Origin of the sequence: Roseivivax halodurans JCM 10272, assembly GCF_000521785.1 — a bacterium.
Classification (GTDB): Bacteria; Pseudomonadota; Alphaproteobacteria; order Rhodobacterales; family Rhodobacteraceae; genus Roseivivax; species Roseivivax halodurans.
Genome location: NZ_JALZ01000049.1, coordinates 1 through 18,391 on the forward strand (window position 1 = coordinate 1; position 18,391 = coordinate 18,391).

The following is an 18,391-nucleotide window of genomic DNA, read 5'->3' on the forward strand; positions in this document are numbered from 1 at the left end:
CGGTCGGCTTCCGGGCCCTTGGCGAGCTTCCTGGCGCCCTTGGCGATGCGTTTCTGCAGGCGGCGCATCTCGCGCTCATAGGCATCGCTTCCGAGATGCCGCGCGAGCTCCGCCTGGGCCCGTTCCCGCTCAGCCGCGATGTCCTCGAAGAGCAGCCCGAGGCCCGGGCGCAGGGGCTCGGGCACCAGATCGAGATAGCTCTCGCGTGCGATCAGATAGACATCAAGGTCGCGCAGCGGGCCGGTCTCGGCCATCAGCGCGCCGAACCGTGCCTTGAGATCCTCGGTCTCCTCGGGCGAATAGACGCCCTTGAAGAGCGAGATCACCGAGCGGACCTTGCGCAGCGCCACGCGGTACTGGTGCAGGAACTCGCTGTCGATATCCGCGATGGCGCCCGCCTCGTGCGCTCGCGCAAGGTCGAGATGCGCCTCGATGATATCGGTCGCAGCGCGGAAGGCGGTGGTTTGGGGCGTCATTGCAATGTCGGGCTTCAAGTCCCGGCCCTCAGCACCCGGGAACAGCGTTGCAATCGCCCCGCGCGCGTCGATCCGGCTGATATCGTCCCGGGCCGCGAGGCTTTTCGACAGCCGATCAAGGGCCTTGTCGTAGCCGCGCAGTGCCGTGGCGCTCAGAAACGCCGCCGCGCGTCCCTTGTCAGCATTGAGGACCACGAGATCGCAGCGCACTTGCGTCTTGTCGAGATCGTCGAGCAGGGCCAGCTTCTGGCGCACCAGCGTGGCCTCGCCGAGCAGGCTCAACCGCCGCAGCGGCGAGACCATCGCAGAAAGCGCGTCGCGCACCGCTCCGGGCTCCATGTCGGCGACAAAGCCCGGCGCGGGTCCGGCCTGGCGGAGGGTCTCTTCGCCGCCGAGCAGGATCAGATTGTCGCCTTCCGAAAGGAGCAGACGGCCGGCTGCGGCAAGCTGTCCGTCGAACGTGTCGTGGAGAACGGCCGGGGTGTCGGAGGGCTCCTGCCGCGGCACCAGCCGGTCCTTGCCGAGGCGGGTGCTGTCGAGCGCCGGGCGTGGGTCGCCGGCGATCCAGAGAGAGAAATAAGAGGTCATCGAGGGGCTTTGATCATGGGTCCTTGAGCGTGGAGGGACGGCCGCACTGACCGCAAGACCGTGCAAGTGGCACGGGCCGATACGTGCAATCAAGTGGCAAGGTACTTCGAAAGCGTGGTGTCAGCAGTGACGTTGCGCCGCCCCTGCCTGTTCACGTGCATCGAACCATTGCTCTACGGCGGCGAAGCTCGCGCCGTGGCAGTTTGTTTCGTTCAACATTTGCCGACCCGCCACGAGATCGCGGATCGGATGGGGACGCCGCGTCCCGGGCTCCATGATCCAGACCCAGACCACGCGACCGTCGTCGTCCGTTTCCGCTATCAGCTCAGGTCCCACCAGATTTCACTCCGCTTTGTCATTTCACAGTTACATTGGCACAGTCGTGCGAACGCGCGTAGGGAAAATCTGGCATCGAAATCACCATGGGGGGTAGCATGCTTCACCCATGGCAACTCGCGATTGCTCCGCTTCACGCCCCAAAATCCCGACTGCTCTTCCACCTACAGACTGCCCGAGATGCGCATAGCCAATCCGATTGTCGAACACGAGACCAAGACCATCGAAAAGATCGGCGTCATTGAGCATGCTTGCGAGGTAATTCTCCGAGACGGGTCTCTGCTCCATGCGGCTGAAACAATCATCATGGATCGACATGCAACGACTCGATTCGGCTTTTATCGCGCACAGAGATACCGACACGCAGCACTCACTTGCTGGCGCACACGGCTTATCCCTGAAGTGACGTAACCGTAACCTGCGCATACTGCCTTGACTTCAGCTTCAGCGACATCGGGTATCTGCTTGTCGCCTGCTAAACGGGCAGTCTTCTCAAGCCATTGAAACCGTTCGAGTCTCTATCCAAACGGAGCAACGATCCACAGACATGCCCCCAGAATCTGTGGACGGTTGTTCACGAAGCTCCAACCCTACTGCCAAGTTATGGGCGACGCGGCCGAGAAGCCAAGATCAGCCAATATGTCCCGAGACATATTCCTTCGTGCGCTGATCCTGCGCGTCACGGATCACCGCGTTGGTCGGGCCGACCTCCACGAGGTCCCCGAGGTGAAAATAGGCGACGCGGTCGCTGACCCGCTCGGCCTGCTGCATGTCATGGGTGACGATGACCACGGTGAAGCTCTTCTTCAGCTCCATGATCAGCTCTTCGATCGTGTTGGTGGAGACCGGGTCAAGAGAGGAGCACGGCTCGTCCATCAGGATCACTTCGGGCTCGTTGGCGATGGCGCGTGCGATGCAAAGACGTTGCTGCTGTCCGCCCGAGAGGTTGGTGCCGGGCTGGTGAAGCTGGTCTTTCACCTCCTCCCAGAGACCGGCGCGGCGAAGGGAGTTCTCGACCACCTCGTCGAGTTCCTCCTTGCCATCGGTCAGACCGTGAAGGCGCGGGCCAAACGCGATGTTTTCATAGATCGACTTGGGGAACGGGTTCGGCGCCTGCGCCACCATGCCGATGCGCAGGCGCACCATGACGACGTCGTAATCCTTGTCGTAGATGTTCTCGCCCTCGAGCGCGATGGTGCCGTCGATCCTGGCGTTTGGCACGGGATCGTTCATCCGGTTGAGGCAGCGCAGGAAGGTGGACTTGCCGCAGCCCGACGGGCCCATCAGTGCAAGAACTTCGTTGGGACGGACGTCGACGCTGACACCTTTGATGGCATGGTTGTCGCCGTAATGGACATGCACATCCCGGGTGTACATCTTGAGATCCTTGTCGGCCCAAGCGGCGTCTTCGTGCCGGGTGGTCTCGCCGTCCTTGCTGATGCGGTAGCTCTTGGGATCACCCTGACCCTTGGGGTCGCGGACGGTGTTGCGCAGTTCGGCGACGTTTCCGTCCATCTCGGTTGTGGTGTCGGTCATCGGAAGGGCTCCTTCAGGCGCGCTTCTGGAAGCGGTTGCGCAGGATGATGGCGGTGGCGTTCATGATCAGGAGGAACATCAGCAGAACCATGATCGCCGCTTGGGTCTTTTCGGCGAAACCGCGCTCGGGCGCATTGGCCCAGAGGTAGATCTGCACCGGAATGGCGGTTGCGGTGTCGTTGATCCCCTCGGGCGGTGCGGCGACAAAGGCCTGCATGCCGATCAGCAGGAGTGGCGCGGTCTCTCCCAAGGCCTGGGCGAGGCCGATAATCGTGCCGGTGAGCATGCCGGGAAGTGCTGTCGGCAGCACCGTCTTCATCACCGCCTGGTTCCGCGAGGCGCCGAGCATCAGCGCGCCATCCCGGTAGGAGGGCGGCACCGAGCGCAAAGCCGAGCGCGCCGCGATAATGATGATCGGAAGTGTCATCAGCACCAGCACCGCGCCCCCCGCCAGCGGCGAAGATCGCGGAAAGCCAAGCGTGTTGAGAAAGACCGCAAGGCCAAGCAGACCGAAGATGATCGATGGCACCGCAGCGAGGTTGTTGATGTTGACCTCCACAAGCTCGGTCCAGCGGTTCTTGGGCGCAAATTCCTCGAGATAGACCGCCGCGGCAACGGCAATCGGGAAGGCGAAGGCCGCGACGATGCCGATCATCACAAAGGAGCCGACGATGCCGGCCCAGAGGCCGGCAAGCTCAGGCGAGCGGCTGTCGGAATTGCTGAAGAGACCCCAGTAGAACTCCGAGTGCAGCCGGCCGTCATCCTGCAGCTGGTTGAACCACTCGAGCTGCTGATTGCTGAGCTGGCGGCGGCCTTCGTCGACATCGAGGTTCAGCTTGCCCTTGTAGGCCATGTCCATGGTCGAGGACACGGGCACGGAGAGCTGCGCGGTGCGGCCAATGAGTTCGGGCTCGTCCCTGACGGCCTGCTGCAGATCGTAGCGCACACCCGAGGAGATGAGAGCGTTGAGATCCGACGGATCGTAATCCTCGGCCTCCGGCGGCAAGCCGAGCGCCTTCTGCAGACCGTTGCGCGCGATCTCCTGGAATGCGCCCGAAGGAATGTCTTCGGCATCGCCGCCGATGATCTCCTCGTTGTAGGTGATCTCGAGTTCGACGTTGGTGCGCAGGAAGCCCTGCCAGCCCTGGCTGACAATCGAGAAGAGCAGCGTGCCGAGGATCGCAAGCGCGATGCAGATCGCGATCAGCCCGGAATATTTCAGGATCGCGCCCTTGCGGCGGCGCGTGGCGAGACGGCTGCGGAACGCATCGCTGTCGATGCGGCGGCCGCCGGGGGCGGAGCCTTGAGCGGTCGCGTCAGTCATACTTTTCCTGATACCTCTGCTGGAACTTCAGAGCGCCGACATTGAGCGCGAGGGTGACGAGGAAGAGGACAAGACCAAGGGCGAAGGCCGAGAGCGTCTTGGCACTGTCGAAGCGCTGATCACCCGTAAGCAGGTTCGCGATCTGCACCGTCACGGTCGTTGTGGTGTCGAGCGGGTTGAAGGTGAGGTTCGCGCGCAGGCCCGCGGCCAGGAGCACAATCATCGTCTCGCCGATGGCGCGGCTGACTGCGAGGAGCACGGCGCCGACAAGGCCAGGCAGTGCGGCGGGCAGAACCACGCGGGTGATGGTTTCGCCATGGGTCGCCCCCATGGAATAGGCGCCGTTGCGCAGCTTGTCGGGCACCGCGGTGATGGCGTCGTCCGACAGCGAGGAGATGAACGGGATCAGCATGAAACCCATGACGATCCCCGCGGCAAGCGCAACCTTGGCGCCGACGTCGAACCCCATCGAGGTGCCGAGATTGATGATGAACGGGCTCACGGTCAGCGCGGCGAAGACGCCGTAGACCACCGTCGGGATGCCGGCCAGCACCTCGAGCATCGGTTTCAGGATCTTGCGCACCCGCGGCTTGGCAAGTTCCGCAAGATAGATCGCGGAGAGAAGTCCAAGCGGCACGGCGGTCGCCATGGCGATGGTCGCGATGAGGAGTGTGCCGAGGAACAGCGGCGCGATGCCGAAGCTGCCCTGATCGGCGCCGGCGGCCTGGCCCTCGCGAATTGCGGTGCCGGGGTTCCATTCGAGACTGAAGAGAAATTCCGAGATCGGCTCCATGCGGAAGAAGCGGATGGCCTCGAAGAGAACCGACATGACGATGCCGAAGGTCGTGAGCACGGCGAGCGTCGCGCAGACGATCATCAGGCCGCGGACGATCTTCTCGGTGGCATTGCGCGCACGGAATGTCGGCTGAACCCGGCTCTGGGCAAACCAGAAGCCGAGGGCGGCGGGAAAGAGGGCAAAAGGGATGATAGCCCAGGTGGCGGCGCGCCGAGCCATGGCGAGGAAGTCGGCGGCCCCCTGCGCGCCTTCGGGAAGCTCACCGAAGGTCTGCCCACCCGCGGCATGCTGTTCGATCCGCGAAAAAAGAAGAGACAGCGCGCCCGAACCCTGGTTTCGCAACTCGGCGGGCAGCTGGTTCATCGTCAGCCAGTTCACAACCGGCGTCTTGAACAGAAGGAAGATGCCGAGAAAGACGAGGCCCGGCAGGAGCGTCGCCAGGAAGACAAAATACCCGTGATATTTTGGCTGGGAATGCAGGTTCCTGCGCGTTCCGTCGCCTTGCGCAAGCGCTCGCCGGCGCGTCATCACAAAGCCGGTGATCGCGATGAGGAACAGGGCGAGCGTGGTCAGTTGAAGGGCCATCGCGGCACTCTCCCGATCTTGTTGTGCGGACCGGCCCGATTGATGCGGGCCGGTCCTTCCCGATGCGGGGGGATGGAACTTCAGGAGATCAGTTCGAGGAGCCAAGCGCGGCGACGGTCTCGCTCACCTCCGAGCGGCGCTCCTCGGCCATCGGGATGAGGCCCTGCTCGACGAGGAAGCCGTCGGGCCCCCAGGCCGCGTCGGAAGTGTAGTACTCGAGGAACTCCGCGAGACCCGGAATGACACCCACGTGCTGGTCCTTGACGTAGATGAAGAGCGGGCGCGACAGCGGATAATCCTCGGCCGCGATGTTCTCGGCGGTCGGCTGGGCGTCGTTCACCGACAGAGCGGTGAGGGACGACGTGTTCTGGTCGTAATAGCTGTAGCCGAAGATGCCGACCGAGCCCGGCTGCGAGCTCAGACGCTGCACGATGACGTTGTCGTTCTCGCCGGCCTCGACAAAGCCGCCGTCGGAACGCATCGAGGTGCAGACCTCACTCATGCGCTCTTCCTCGAGCGAGGTCACTGCCTCGAATTCCTCGCAGCCGGTTTCCATCGCCAGCTCGACAAAGGCGTCGCGGGTGCCCGACGTCGTGGGCGGGCCGAAGACCACAATTTCCTGCTCGGGGAAATCGGAATTGATGTCGGACCAATTCTGATAAGGATTGTCGACGATCTCGCCGTCCTGGACGGTTTCCGCGGCCAGCGCCTGGAAGAGCTCGGCGGGCGTCACCGAAAACTGCTCCTGGCCACCATCCATGGCAAGCACGATGCCGTCATTGCCGATCTGGATCTCGGTCACGCTCTCGACACCGTTCCCGGCGCACATCTCTTCCTCGGACGAGGCCATGGCGCGCGAGGCGTCGTTGATATCGGGCGTTCCCGCACCGATGCCTTCGCAGAAGATCTGGAAACCGCCGCCGGTGCCGGTGGATTCGACGACCGGGGGTGGGAAATCACTTTCGCGGGCAAAGTTCTCGGCCACCGCGGTGGTGAACGGGTAGACGGTCGAAGAACCGACGACGCGGATGTTCTCGCGCGATTGTGCAAATGCCGCGGCCGGGATCACCAGAGCAACGGCAGTGAGGGTCGTCATCTTCATCGGGAAACTCCCTTTGAGGTCCGAGCAGGTTTCGGGGTCCGCTTCGTTGCGCAGACACTTGCCGAAGAGCGGAGTTGGAAGGGCCGTTCCCGTGATAAGTGTGAAGATTTCGTGTCGCTCGGAGTTGGCCAGATACAGTAAATTTAGGCCGATTGGGCAAAAACAGTTTTAATAAATACGGAAAGTAACTGTCATAAACTGTCACACGCACCAAAAAAAATGGTGAGAAAGAAAAACGACGCACCCGGTAATTTCCGCCGGACCACCCAGGCCGAGATCGAAGCACGGGTGTCTGCTGTGACTTAAGAGACCTTGAGCGCGGCTACTGAATACTGAGGCTGCAGCCTGCATTGCCGACATTCCCCGCCGTCGCTGAGCCAGAACGTCTGCGGATATGCAGAGAGCACGTCACGATCGCGGTTCCCACCCGCATCTAAAAGCGATCCGCCCTCAAGGCCTGGGGGCTCGTTCCTGTCCACTTTCGGAAGGCGCGCTGAAACGCGTTCGGATCCCGATAACCGACGAGATACGCGATCTGTTGGTTGTTCAGGTCGCTCTTGACCAGATAGCGAATTGCCAGCTCTTTCCTTGTTTCGTCCAGCAGAGACTGGAAAGTTACCCCCCTCGTTTGCCAGACGCCGCATAAGGGTGCTCCGGCTCAGTCTCAGACGCCCGCAGACATGGGCGATCGTCGGATCGGTGACCGAGAATGCCTCCAGTATCGTCGCGCGGACCCGTTCCGACAGGGGAAGACCCTTGGACTGGATCCTTGACTGTGCATGAAGATCAGCTTCGGTGGCCACCCAAAGCTCGGGATTGTCGGAGATGAAGGGAATGCGCGCGTCTGCACGGGTGTAAGTCAGCGTTGCGTCCCCTTCATCCGGAACCTGTCCGAAAACGTCCGTCAGCCGTTCGCGTTCGCCCTGCGGGAGAGGCAGGAAGACCTGCAAAGGCCGGATCGCCTGCCGCGCAAGCGCATTTGCCTGCGCGTGAAGATAGATGACCTGTGGGCTGCTGAAGGATCCGGGCAACGACATGTCGGGACGATCCGGGGCAACACGAACGCTGAACTCCGACGACGTTTGGGACACGACGAACCGCATTGGCCCGAACAGGCTCTTGAACTTGGACATACGGCTGATGCCGGTCTCGAAATCGGGAGCCGTGGACAGCGCGAAGAGAACCGGGATCGCGGGACCGCTCGCCATCCGCAATCCCAAAAGCTTCGAGACGTCCTGTTGCCTCGACAGGTCCATCATCGCGGCCCAGAGCGCCAGGTATTCTTCGGCGGAGACAAGAAAGGCTCGGTCATTGCGCTCGGTCGCGACGATGCCTGCACGAGTCATAACCGGGCCCCAACCGACGCCGAGCATCCCGCAGATCGGGCCGGACAGGACGGCTGATGTGTAGAGAAGGGATCTTTCCGGATCCTGCATTCGGATGCCCTTTCGTGCGAGAGCAATCCGCTTAACCAGAAACGCATCCCGTTCCACTCGCAACAGACATGAGACGATCTGCACGTCAATGAGCCGATCTGCATGTTCCAAGCGATGGATGGGCACCGTGCCTAAGGCCTAACCTGACCATGACACCTGTGCTGGGAGAGATCGCCTTGGACTTGAAATCGAAGATCATTCTCGTGACCGGTGGTGGCTCGGGTATCGGGCTCGAATTGACCCGGCAACTCGCGACGCTCGGCAATACCGTCATCATCTGCGGGCGGGACGCTTGCAAGCTTGCCGAGGCCGCGCGGGTGACCGGGGCGCAGGCCATCGCGGGGGATGTGACCAGCGCTGACGATCAGGACCGGATCCTGTCGGGCATCCAGGAGCAACATGGCCGGCTCGATCTTCTGATCAACAATGCAGGCATATTCCTGCCCTACGACTTCGCGACAGATCCCGACGCGCTGCACAAGATCGAGAGCGAGATCGCGATCAATGCCACCGCACCGCTGACCCTGACGCGGCGAGCACTGCCGCTCTTGAATATGAGCGTGCAGCCGGGGGTTCTGTTCATCGGATCGGGCGGCGCCTTCGTCGCGTTGCCGGGAACGCCCGTCTATTCGGGGACCAAGGCGCTAATCCATCACTGCGCGCAAACACTGCGCCATCAACTCAAGCCCCACGGCATAACCGTATTCGAAGCACTGCCGCCCGTCGTCGATACCGACATGACATCGGTTCTGAAGTCCGACAATTTCAAGAAAATGAAGCCCGCCGATCTGGTACGCAACATCCTCGAAGGTTTGCGCCGAGACCGGACCGAGATGCTGGTGGGACAGTCCCGGCAGATCAAGCTCTTGAGCCGGATCGCACCCGCCTTTCTGTTCCAGCAATTCGCCAAGACCGAGTTTCACTGACCCCATGGTCGAGGCCCACCAATGACTCCCGAGCCCTACCGCAGCCGTGTCTATGCGCTGACGATCATCACCTCAGCCGGGTTCTTCGGCGCGAACCTGTTCATCGGGGCGTCGATGGGGGTTTATTGGCTGAGCCTGCCTCCGGCAGACTTTGTCGCGCAATTCTTTCCGCAATTCAGCAATTTCCTTTACACGATCATGCCGCTGTTCCTGGCCATGCTGGTCGGCCTGATCCTGTCTGCCCGGCTGGACTGGACCGTGGCCTCGGCGCGGAGGAACTGGGTGATCGCGCTTTGGCTCTATCTGGGGCTCTCGTCGATCACGATCCTCTACCACATGCCGCTCAACGTGCGCCTTGCTGCTGCGATCGGATCGCCTGTTGCGGATGTCCTGGAGTTCTATAAGGCGATCGCCCTCGTAGGTCCGGTGACGGATGAGAATGCCGCCGCAATACGCACGCTCTGGCTTATGGGTCATATCCCCCGCGTCCTGATCACGCTTGCCATCCCCATCTACGCGCTGCGGGCTATGGCCGCCGTACCCACGCGCTGAAACGATTTGGTCCACGTCAAAGCAGGTTGCCGACAATGACGCCCAACACTTATCGCAAGAGAGTCAATGTCGTGGCCGTCATCGCATCCGCGGCCTTTGCGGGTGGGGGCCTGCTCATTCTCGTCTCCTACGGCATCCGATGGCTCGGGACCGATCCTCTCGTCTGGAGGGCAGGCTTCTGGGACGAGTTCCTGAACTTTGCCCTCACGATTGTCCCGCTCAACCTGATCACACTGGTCGGCCTGGTGCTTTCGGTTCGGCTCGATTGGCAGAACCGCCCGCCGCGTCGGCTTTGGATGTGGGCGGTCTGGCTTTATGTCGCCAATACTTTGTTCACACTGGGCTATTTCATCCCACAAAATATCCTGTTGATATGGGATATTTATACAGCCTCCGAGGCATCGAGCGTTCGGGCGACCTGGCTTGGGCTGCATGTCGTCCGGGTGGCGATCGCTTTGGCCGTTCCGGTCTTCGCGCTGCTGGCAGTCTTCGAAAATTCCGAAAGGTCCGCGACATGACGCCGGCGATCAAATGGGCCATCACTCTCTTGATGGGTGTCACGATCTTTCGAGCGCAGACAATACTGTTCTTGCCCGAAGTACAGATTTTCGGTGGCTCCGCGCCCGATGGATGGTTCGGTCCTTGGCTGAGCGACACGATCATCGGATTTGCCGTGCCGGTCATGCTCTACCTGTTCTGGACCCGGCGGAGCGTGGCAATGTGGGGAGCGCTGGTCTCCTACAACGCCGTGGGCGCGTTCGATTACTCGCAAGGCCTGATCACGCAGGCGATCAGCCCCATGCCGGCCGAAATGGCTTCGGCCACAGCCGTCTACCTGGGGATCGGCCTATTCATGGTTGCCCAGCTCTTGACCCTCGGGCTGCTGTTCCGCCGAGATGTGATCGCGGACTTCAGAGGAGCGGTTGCGAGATCAGCGGGTCCCGCTTGATCACTCGCCACGATAAACCGTGACCTACTTGCTCTCCGGGTCCTGAAACTGCGAATGGGACAGGGTCTGACGAAAAGACGATGGCGCTTGCCCCGTCCACCTTCTGAAGCTTCTCGAGAAGCTGTTGGCGTCGCGGTAGGCGAGAACGCTCGCGATCTCGTCGGCCCGCAGATTGGTCTTCGTCAGATACCGGATCGCCATGTCGCGCCGCGTGGCGTCCAGAAGTCCCTGATATGATGTCCCTGCGTCGCGCAGTCGCCGCTGCAAAGTGCTTCGACTGATCCCGAGCGCAAAGGCCACATCCTCTGCGCCCGTGCGCCCGGCGGGCATCAGGTCGACCAAGGCTCCGCGCACCCGGTCCGCGATGGGCCAGCGGTCGTTCTGGGCGGCCAATTGAAGCCTGAGGTCGGCCTCGATGTCGGACCAGAGCGCGGGGTTTTCGGAAATGAACCTTCGTTTCGCATCGTCGGGCGAAAACGCTACAAAGGCGGCGTGCGAATGCTCCGGCATGATCCCAAGATGACCGGCGATCATGCGCCGTTCCTCCTGCGATCCGTCGAAGCCCGCGGCAACCGGGCAAATATGGTGGGCGGCCGCGCCGCGAATGTTCTCGAGCGCGACAACGAGTTGCAGGGCGCCAAGGCTCGGCGGCATGGGCACACGGGCATCGGCGCTGTCGAATTCCAATGTGAGCAGTTCGCCCTCCCAGAACACCCGCATGAGCGTCGGGCCGAGCAGTGTCTTGAACTGCGCCAGACGCATCAGCCCGGTTTCCATATCCGGCGCGCAGGACAGCGTGAAAAAGACCGGGATCACCGGCCCGCGCGAGATCGCGATACCGAGATGGGGTACATAATCGGGGCGCGGCGACAGCACCTCCATCGTATTCCAGCAGTCGAAATACTGCTGCGCCGTCACGCGCAGCTCGGTCCGCCCATAGGGCAGCTCACCGAGCCCCGCGGTTTCGAGCATCAGGACCGGATCGACGCCGAGGATGCGGCAGGCCACGTCGGTTGCCATGAAAAGTGAATAGGTCGGTTCTGTATTCATGGCCTCGGTCTTTGAACTGTCCGGGCTTGCATGCCACGTGCCGCGGATCGTCGCCAGATGCAGGTCGGTCCCTGACCGGATTTGCTTGTCCCTGACCGTATCTGCATATCGCTGCCTTTTGATGGCCGGCTTAAGCTGAGCTCAACGACGCGCCACGCGTCCCTCTCAGCCCGGCTGGAGACCGCCATGGACCTCACGATAAACGGCACTTCGCGCACGGTGGATCTGCCAGATGACATGCCCCTGCTCTGGGCGCTTCGGGACGGTCTGGACATCACGAGCGTGAAGTATGGCTGCGGGATCGCACAATGCGGCGCCTGCACGGTCCATATCGATGGTGAGGCGGTGCGGTCGTGCCAGGTGCCGCTGGCCGAAGTCTGGGGCGAGATCACCACGATCGAGGGGCTCGGCACTCCTGACGCCCTGCACGTCATTCAGGCGGCCTGGATCGACCAACAGGTGGCACAGTGCGGTTACTGCCAGTCCGGCCAGATCATGCAGGCTGCCGACCTTCTGGCCCGCAACCCCGAGCCGACGGATGACGATATCGACTCTGCGATGTCCGGCAACCTGTGTCGCTGCGGGACCTATCCGCGCATCCGCGCCGCCGTCCATGCCGCCGCCAGCGCGCTGCGGGAGGCTTGAGCCGTGGGACGCGTCGGAACCATTGCTCGCCGACCCTTCCTTGTAGGATCCGCAGCCATCCTCGGCGGGGTGGCCTTCGGGGCCTATTTCGTGTCGCGACCGACAGCCAATCCCCTGCTGGACAGTCTGGCAGAGGGCGAAGCTGCGCTGACCCCGTTCGTCAAGATCACGCCGGACGGGATCACGTTGATCGTGCCGCGCGCCGATGTGGGACAGGGGATCGCCTCCACCCAGGCCATGCTGATCGCCGAGGAACTGGACATCGACCCGGCCACGGCCACGCTCGATCCGGGGCAGCCGCACCGCGCCTATTTCAACGGCACCGTCGCGGCCGACGGTCTGTCGTTTCCGGGATGGGACGACGGGTTCGTCGCGGAGACGGTGCGCGATCTGATGATGAACGTCGCGCGGCTTTCCGGGTCGCAGTTCACCGGAGGGTCGTCCTCGACCGCGGACCTGCACGAGACATTGCGGCAGGCAGGCGCCACCGCGCGCGAGACCCTCAAGGTCGCAGCCGCGGCACGTACCGGCGTGCCGAGAGCCGAACTGCGGACCGATGACGGGCAGGTCGTTCTGCCGGACGGCATGCGCATCCCCTACACCGAGCTTGCCGGCGAGGCGGCGGCGATCGAGCCGGTGACCGACGTGGCCCTGCGCCCAGCGTCGGAATGGAGGAGGCTTGGCAAAACCTATCAGCGGCTCGACATCATGGCGAAGTCGACAGGCACGCAGGACTACGGGATCGACGTGGCCCTGCCCAGCATGCTCTACGCCACCGTCCGCGCCAACCCGGGGCGCGGTGGCGGTATGGCGGGCTACTCTGCCGACGCCGCCCTGCTAATGCAGGGTGTCCGGTCGGTCGTCGAGGTGAACGAAGGCCTCGCCGTCATCGCCGAGAACACTTGGTTCGCGTTTCAGGCCGCAGCGGCGCTGGACGTCGACTGGCTCCCCCCCGACTACCCCGCGAGCAGCGCCGAGATGTGGCAGGCGCTGGCCGACGCGCGCACGGACGAGTTCCAGAACAGCCGACTGCGCGACGATGGTGATGTCGAGGACGCGCTCGAGGGGGCCACAGTCATCGAGGCGGAATACCGTTCACCATTCCTCGCACATGCCGCACTCGAGCCGCTGAACGCCACGGTGCTGGTCGAAGACGATGCGGTAACGATCTGGACCGCGACGCAGGTGCCACACGTGGTGCGGGATGCCGCCGCCGATGTTACAGGCATCGATGCGGCCAATGTGATCCTCCATGCCCTGCCGGCGGGAGGCAGTTTCGGCCGCAGGCTCGACCACGACTACGTCGTGCAGGCGATCCAGATCGCCGCCTCCATGCCAGGCACGCCCATCAAGACGACCTGGAGCCGCGAAGAGGACATGACCCACGATTTCCCGCGGCCCCTGCACATGGCGCGCGGTCGGGGGGCGGTCGCGGACGGGCGCGTGCTGGCCTGTGATCTCGACTCGATCAGCCCGTCGCTGGTGGCCTCCTGGTTCGGGCGCGTCTTCATCGTGCCGCCGGGACCGGACGCGATGCTGGTCTGGGGCGCCTTCGACCAGCCCTATGCCATCCCGAACTATCGCGTGACGGGCTATGCCGCGCCTCCGCTCGTGCCGGTCGGTTCGTGGCGCTCGCCCGGAGCCTGTTCCAACAGCTTTTTCCACGAAAGCTTCCTGTCCGAGCTGATCCACGCAGCAGGGACGGACCCGCTCGAAGAGCGGCTGCGCCTGATCGACCATGCCGACTCGCGCCGCGTCCTCGAGGCCGTGGGCGAGATGTCGAACTGGACGGGCGCCGACATCGGGCCGGGGCGCGGACGGGGCATCGCCTTCGCGTACACGCATGGCGTGCCTGTAGCCGAGGTCATCGACGTGACGCTGACCGAGCGGGGTATCCGCATCGACGACGTCTGGATCGCTGCCGATTGCGGCACCGTCTTCGACCCGACAAACGCCGAGGCGCAGCTGACCGGGGCCGCCGTCTACGGGCTTGGCCACGCGATGAACTGCGAGCTGACCTACGAGAACCACGCCGTGCAGCAGACCAACTTCGACGCTTTCGAGGGGATGCGCCTGCGCCAGACACCGAGGTTCCACACGCGACTTCTGGGGCAAGCTGAAAAGGTTCGCGGTCTCGGAGAACCCGCGACCGCACCGGCGGCCCCGGCCCTTGCAGACGCGATCTTTGCCGCGACCGGCCAGCGGCTGCGCGAGATGCCGTTCAACCGGTCGGTTGATTTCGCGTGAGACATGCCGCGGCTGTCCCTGACGTCCGCGGCCAGTCTCATGCCGGGACCGCCCGTGCCCGGACAATGTCGCAGCACCGGAAAACCCCGCGCCGGACGCACGCGATTTCACGACAAGGACCGGGAACGCCGGTTTCACGACACTCCACCGAAAGGACCAACCCGTGGCACATACTGATTATCCCGGCGGCAGCACCGCTCTTCTTTGCGTTGATCCCTATAACGATTTCCTGGCCGAGGACGGCAAGATGTGGCCCGCGCTCAGCGAGGTCTCCAGAGCGGTAGATCTTCATGCCAATCTGGCCAGGCTCCGTGCGGCGGCGCGTGCGGCCGGGCATCCGATATTCATCCTGCCCCATCACCGCCATCGCGCCGGCGACTTCGAGGGATGGGCCCACCTGACGCCGTTTCAGGCAGCGGCCCACGAACACCAAATGTTTGCCGAGGGAAGCAGGGGCGGAGACTTCTACGAGGGCTTCGGCCCCGACCACGGCGACATCGTCGTCAAGGAACACTGGGGCGCATCCAGCTTCGCCAATACCGACCTCGATGTGCAGCTGCGCCAACGCGGCATCACCCATGTCATCTTCATCGGCGCGATCGCCAACACCTGCACCGAAGCCTCCGCACGTTATGCGGCCGAGCTTGGCTATCATGTGACCCTCGTTCGCGATGCCACCGCGGCCTTTTCCCCCGACGCGTTGCACGCCGCGCACGAGATCAACGGCCCGACCTATGCCCACGCGATCCTCACCACGGCCGAGGTGGTCGGGTCTCTCGGCACCGAGAGGGCCGCATGACCTCGGCGCGGAGCGGCCGATTGCGCGCGATCATGGGACCGTCCCATCCACTCATCGCACAGTTTCGGGACGTCGGGAGAGTTTCATGACCGACCCGGACGCGGACGGAGGGGGCTACGATCCTCAAGGGGAAGCCGTCCTTGACGAATGGCGACGGATCTTCATTCGCCGTGACTGGGACGGGCTGCCGGAGCTCCTGGCGGACGACGTGACCTACCACACCCCCGCCGAAGCGATGCCGCTACATGGCAAGGACGCCTTGGTCGCCAGCTTGCGGCAATCGTTCGACCTCTTCGGGACCTTCGGATATGCGAGGGAGTTCGTGGGTGACGCGGGCCATGTGCTGGAGTTTCGCGGCAGCGTCGGCGGTGCGGCCTTCACCGGCATCGACATCATCAGCTTCGATTCCGCGGGCAAGGTGACGGAGCTTGTCGTCATGATCCGACCCATGTCGACCATGATGAGGCGCGGAGGAGAGGCCGGCCGTTGACCCTCGCTCACGCGCCACGAGGCTCATTGCGAAACGGGCTGCGCCTGTTTTGCCCTGATGGCGTCGCCTGGTCAGCGCCTTCCCCATCGACACCGCGATGTTCACATTCGTGTCGCTTGGCGTCGAGAACATGGCCCCGACCGGCGCGGACGGCCCTGCCATTCGCTTTCCTCGTGATCTGACCTCAAGTCCCAGATATTTGGATACGATAACGGCGAACGACCCAAGCGCCGGAGCTGGAGGCTCGGCCCTCAGCCGTAAAGTGCGGCGGTTCGATCAGATCCCAATCCGGAGGCCACATGCCCGAAGCGCGCGCCGTTTTTCTCGAGGGCAACCTCTTCCGCCACATCACTGTGATGGCGCTGACCTCGTCAGTGGGGCTGATGGCGGTCTTCGCGGTCGACTTCGTTGACATGGTCTTCATCGCGATGCTGGGCAACGCGGAACTGGCGGCGGCGGTGGGCTACGCGGGCGCGATCCTGTTCTTCACCACATCCTTCGGCATCGGCATGGCCATCGCCGCGGGCGCTTTGGTGGCCCGAGCACTGGGACAGCGCGACGCGGACCTCGCCCGCGCGCAGGCGGCGGCGGCACTTGTCTGGGGTGTGGTATTCGGGACGGTCTTCGCAGCGGCGGTCTGGCTGAACCTCGAGGCACTGGCGTCGCTGATGGGGGCCTCGGGCGAGACGCTGGAGCTCGCGGTGCTCTACTTGCAGATCATCGTGCCGAGCCTGCCCTTCCTGATCGTCGGCATGGTGGGCGGGGCGATCCTGCGGGCCCATGGCGATGCGCGCCGCGCGATGATGGCGACGATCTGGGGGGCACTGGTCAATGCGGTACTCGACCCGATCCTGATCTTCGGACTGGGGCTCGATCTGACCGGAGCGGCGCTGGCCAGCGTGGCGGCGCGGCTCGTCATCGCGGGCACGGCGCTGATCCCGATCTTCCGCCACCACGGCGGGCTGGTGCGGCCCGGTATCCCGGAGCTGTCCGTGGCCCTGCCGCCCATCGTGACCATCGCCGCCCCGGCAATCCTGACCCAGCTGGCCACGCCCCTGGGACAGGCGGTCGTGACCCGAGCCATGGCGAGCTTCGGCGAGGCGGCCGTAGCGGGCATGGCCATCGTGAGCCGGATGACGCCGATGGCCTTCGGCGTGATCTTCGCGCTGTCCGGCGCCATCGGTCCGGTGATCGGGCAGAACTTCGGCGCAGGGCGGATGGACCGGGTGCGGCGGGCCTGGCGCGACGGCCTGCTCTTCTGCGGGATCTTCACATTGGCCATGACCGCGATCCTCTTTGCCCTGCGCGGCCCGATCATCGCACTGTTCGACGCCGAAGGGGTGACACGCGACCTGATCGTGCTCTTCTGCGGCCCGCTGGCGATGACGTTTTTTTTCAATGGGGTGATCTTCGTTGCAAATGCGGCGTTCAACAACATGGGTCATCCGTTCCGCTCCACCTGGATCAACTGGGGACGGCACACGCTGGGCACGGTGCCCTTCGTACTGGCGGGCGGCGCGATGTTCGGCGCGGCGGGGGTGCTGATCGGGCAGGCGGTCGGCGGCGTGATATTTGCCGGCATCGCTGCGTTGATGGTCCGGCGGATGCTGGACTGGGAGGTCGGAGCGCCCGCACTGGAAGGACCTTTCGACCGTCAAGCGAGACTCATGAGCCTGATGCACCGCCGACGCTGACGAACCTGGTCGCAGTCAGATAAATAGATATCTTTCGCATGGGCAAATAGCGTTCCGCCAAGGAATCGAATGTCCTGTGTGGATGGCTCCCGCATAGCAAGGCGTAAATGAGACTGCGTGTACCTTTTCAGAAGCGGTCTTGTGTCCGGCCTGTTTGCGCAGTTCACACCGCTGGCCCTGATGGGATCCGCAGATCAGGTTCCTATCTGCTTTGCGGGCAATGGTGCCCGGGACATTCGGCGGAGTGTCCTGATCGGTGCGGCTGAAGGGTACACCATCACATCGTCGGTCTTGCTATCTCGTGGGCGCGTGCCGGCTTAAGCGGCGTGCGGCTTGTAGGGCTCGTTCCTGGTCAGGACTGCCCACATGATCCGCGCCGTCTTGTTCGCCATGGCGACGGTCGCAACGCGGGCTGGCTTTCTTTGCAACAGCTTCGTCAGCCAGGGGTCGGCGCGCTCGGGATGGTTCGCTACCTGCCGCACGCGGGATGTCATTCCGACCACGATGAGCTGGCGCAGGGGCTTTGTTGCGCAAAGGCGGATGTAGGATTCATCTCGTGAATCCAGAGTGGTAGCTGGGGCGCCATGAGCAGACCTCTCCCGCCGAACTACAAGACCAAGAACTGGCCGGCCTACAACGAAGCGCTGAAGCAGCGTGGCTCCCTGACGATCTGGTTCGATCCGGACATGGTCTGGGTGCCGCGGCCCACAGGCAAGCAAGGCCGGCAGCGGCTATATAGCGGTGAGGAGGATTGGGAAACGGTCCGGGGGACCGTTTCCCCGACGAACGCGATCCAGACGTGCCTGACGATGAAGGTCCTCTTCGGCTTGGCGCTCCGGCAGACGACCGGTTTCGTTGAA

Annotated in this window: 17 protein-coding genes and 1 pseudogene; 10 read left to right on the forward strand and 8 right to left on the reverse strand. The window is 63.5% G+C overall.

Annotated features, from left to right (window positions below):
* From OCH239_RS19520 to OCH239_RS23960, 6 genes are all read right to left on the reverse strand, one after another.
* Positions 1-1,064: CHAD domain-containing protein (locus tag OCH239_RS19520; protein WP_051489637.1), on the reverse strand; the 1,064-nt coding region annotated here is incomplete at its 3' end.
* A 966-nt stretch (positions 1,065-2,030) separates the two neighbouring features.
* Complete coding sequence (gene pstB, locus OCH239_RS19525) at positions 2,031-2,777, reverse strand: phosphate ABC transporter ATP-binding protein PstB (protein WP_051489641.1); 747 nt, start codon at positions 2,775-2,777, stop codon at positions 2,031-2,033.
* Between the two features lie 172 nt (positions 2,778-2,949).
* On the reverse strand, positions 2,950-4,260 hold the full coding sequence (gene pstA, locus OCH239_RS19530; protein WP_037266645.1) for a phosphate ABC transporter permease PstA: 1,311 nt from the start codon (positions 4,258-4,260) through the stop codon (positions 2,950-2,952).
* On the reverse strand, positions 4,253-5,641 hold the full coding sequence (gene pstC / locus OCH239_RS19535) for a phosphate ABC transporter permease subunit PstC (RefSeq protein WP_037266647.1): 1,389 nt from the start codon (positions 5,639-5,641) through the stop codon (positions 4,253-4,255). The genes pstA and pstC overlap by 8 nt, the downstream gene beginning before the upstream one ends.
* A gap of 88 nt (positions 5,642-5,729) precedes the next feature.
* Positions 5,730-6,743 (reverse strand): substrate-binding domain-containing protein, encoded by a 1,014-nt coding sequence (locus OCH239_RS19540; protein ID WP_051489638.1) that lies wholly within the window; start codon positions 6,741-6,743, stop codon positions 5,730-5,732.
* Positions 6,744-7,045: 302 nt separating this feature from the next.
* Positions 7,046-8,179, reverse strand: a complete 1,134-nt coding sequence (locus OCH239_RS23960) for an AraC family transcriptional regulator ligand-binding domain-containing protein (protein ID WP_425280309.1) — start codon at positions 8,177-8,179, stop codon at positions 7,046-7,048.
* Between the two features lie 176 nt (positions 8,180-8,355).
* Between OCH239_RS23960 and OCH239_RS19550 the strand changes: the two genes are divergently transcribed.
* The 4 genes from OCH239_RS19550 to OCH239_RS19565 are packed head-to-tail and all read left to right on the forward strand — an operon-like array spanning position 8,356 to position 10,606.
* Positions 8,356-9,105: an SDR family oxidoreductase gene (locus tag OCH239_RS19550; RefSeq protein WP_051489639.1), complete on the forward strand. Its 750-nt coding sequence runs from the start codon at positions 8,356-8,358 to the stop codon at positions 9,103-9,105.
* Positions 9,106-9,126: 21 nt separating this feature from the next.
* The gene (locus tag OCH239_RS19555) at positions 9,127-9,657 is read left to right on the forward strand and encodes a hypothetical protein (protein WP_037266649.1); all 531 of its coding nucleotides are present in this window, start codon (positions 9,127-9,129) and stop codon (positions 9,655-9,657) included.
* 35 nt (positions 9,658-9,692) lie between these two features.
* Positions 9,693-10,175, forward strand: a complete 483-nt coding sequence (locus OCH239_RS19560) for a hypothetical protein (protein WP_157577974.1) — start codon at positions 9,693-9,695, stop codon at positions 10,173-10,175.
* On the forward strand, positions 10,172-10,606 hold the full coding sequence (locus tag OCH239_RS19565; protein WP_037266654.1) for a hypothetical protein: 435 nt from the start codon (positions 10,172-10,174) through the stop codon (positions 10,604-10,606). Before OCH239_RS19560 ends, OCH239_RS19565 begins: the two co-directional genes overlap by 4 nt.
* A 24-nt stretch (positions 10,607-10,630) precedes the next feature.
* On the opposite strand, the gene OCH239_RS19570 is transcribed toward OCH239_RS19565, so the two are convergent.
* Positions 10,631-11,656: a helix-turn-helix domain-containing protein gene (locus tag OCH239_RS19570; protein WP_051489640.1), complete on the reverse strand. Its 1,026-nt coding sequence runs from the start codon at positions 11,654-11,656 to the stop codon at positions 10,631-10,633.
* A 186-nt stretch (positions 11,657-11,842) separates the two neighbouring features.
* Here OCH239_RS19570 and OCH239_RS19575 point away from each other — a divergent pair, with 186 nt between their 5' ends.
* The 5 genes from OCH239_RS19575 to OCH239_RS19595 all read left to right on the forward strand — a co-directional run bounded on the left by OCH239_RS19575 (position 11,843) and on the right by OCH239_RS19595 (position 17,531).
* Positions 11,843-12,301, forward strand: a complete 459-nt coding sequence (locus tag OCH239_RS19575; protein ID WP_037266657.1) for a (2Fe-2S)-binding protein — start codon at positions 11,843-11,845, stop codon at positions 12,299-12,301.
* Positions 12,302-12,304: 3 nt separating this feature from the next.
* Entirely contained in the window at positions 12,305-14,548 is a 2,244-nt protein-coding gene (locus OCH239_RS19580; RefSeq protein ID WP_037266660.1) for a xanthine dehydrogenase family protein molybdopterin-binding subunit, read from the forward strand.
* A gap of 163 nt (positions 14,549-14,711) precedes the next feature.
* Positions 14,712-15,347, forward strand: coding sequence for a cysteine hydrolase family protein (locus tag OCH239_RS19585; protein ID WP_037266664.1), 636 nt, complete (start codon positions 14,712-14,714; stop codon positions 15,345-15,347).
* A gap of 85 nt (positions 15,348-15,432) precedes the next feature.
* Positions 15,433-15,837, forward strand: coding sequence for a nuclear transport factor 2 family protein (locus OCH239_RS19590; protein WP_037266669.1), 405 nt, complete (start codon positions 15,433-15,435; stop codon positions 15,835-15,837).
* Between the two features lie 299 nt (positions 15,838-16,136).
* Positions 16,137-17,531: an MATE family efflux transporter gene (locus OCH239_RS19595; RefSeq protein ID WP_037266671.1), complete on the forward strand. Its 1,395-nt coding sequence runs from the start codon at positions 16,137-16,139 to the stop codon at positions 17,529-17,531.
* Between the two features lie 317 nt (positions 17,532-17,848).
* On the opposite strand, the pseudogene OCH239_RS23650 reads toward OCH239_RS19595, so the two are convergent.
* Positions 17,849-18,049, reverse strand: a pseudogene (locus tag OCH239_RS23650) (IS110 family transposase); the annotation flags it as partial.
* 66 nt (positions 18,050-18,115) lie between these two features.
* Between OCH239_RS23650 and OCH239_RS19600 the strand changes: the two are divergent.
* The coding region (locus OCH239_RS19600; protein ID WP_037266673.1) for a transposase at positions 18,116-18,391 on the forward strand (276 nt) is incomplete at its 3' end.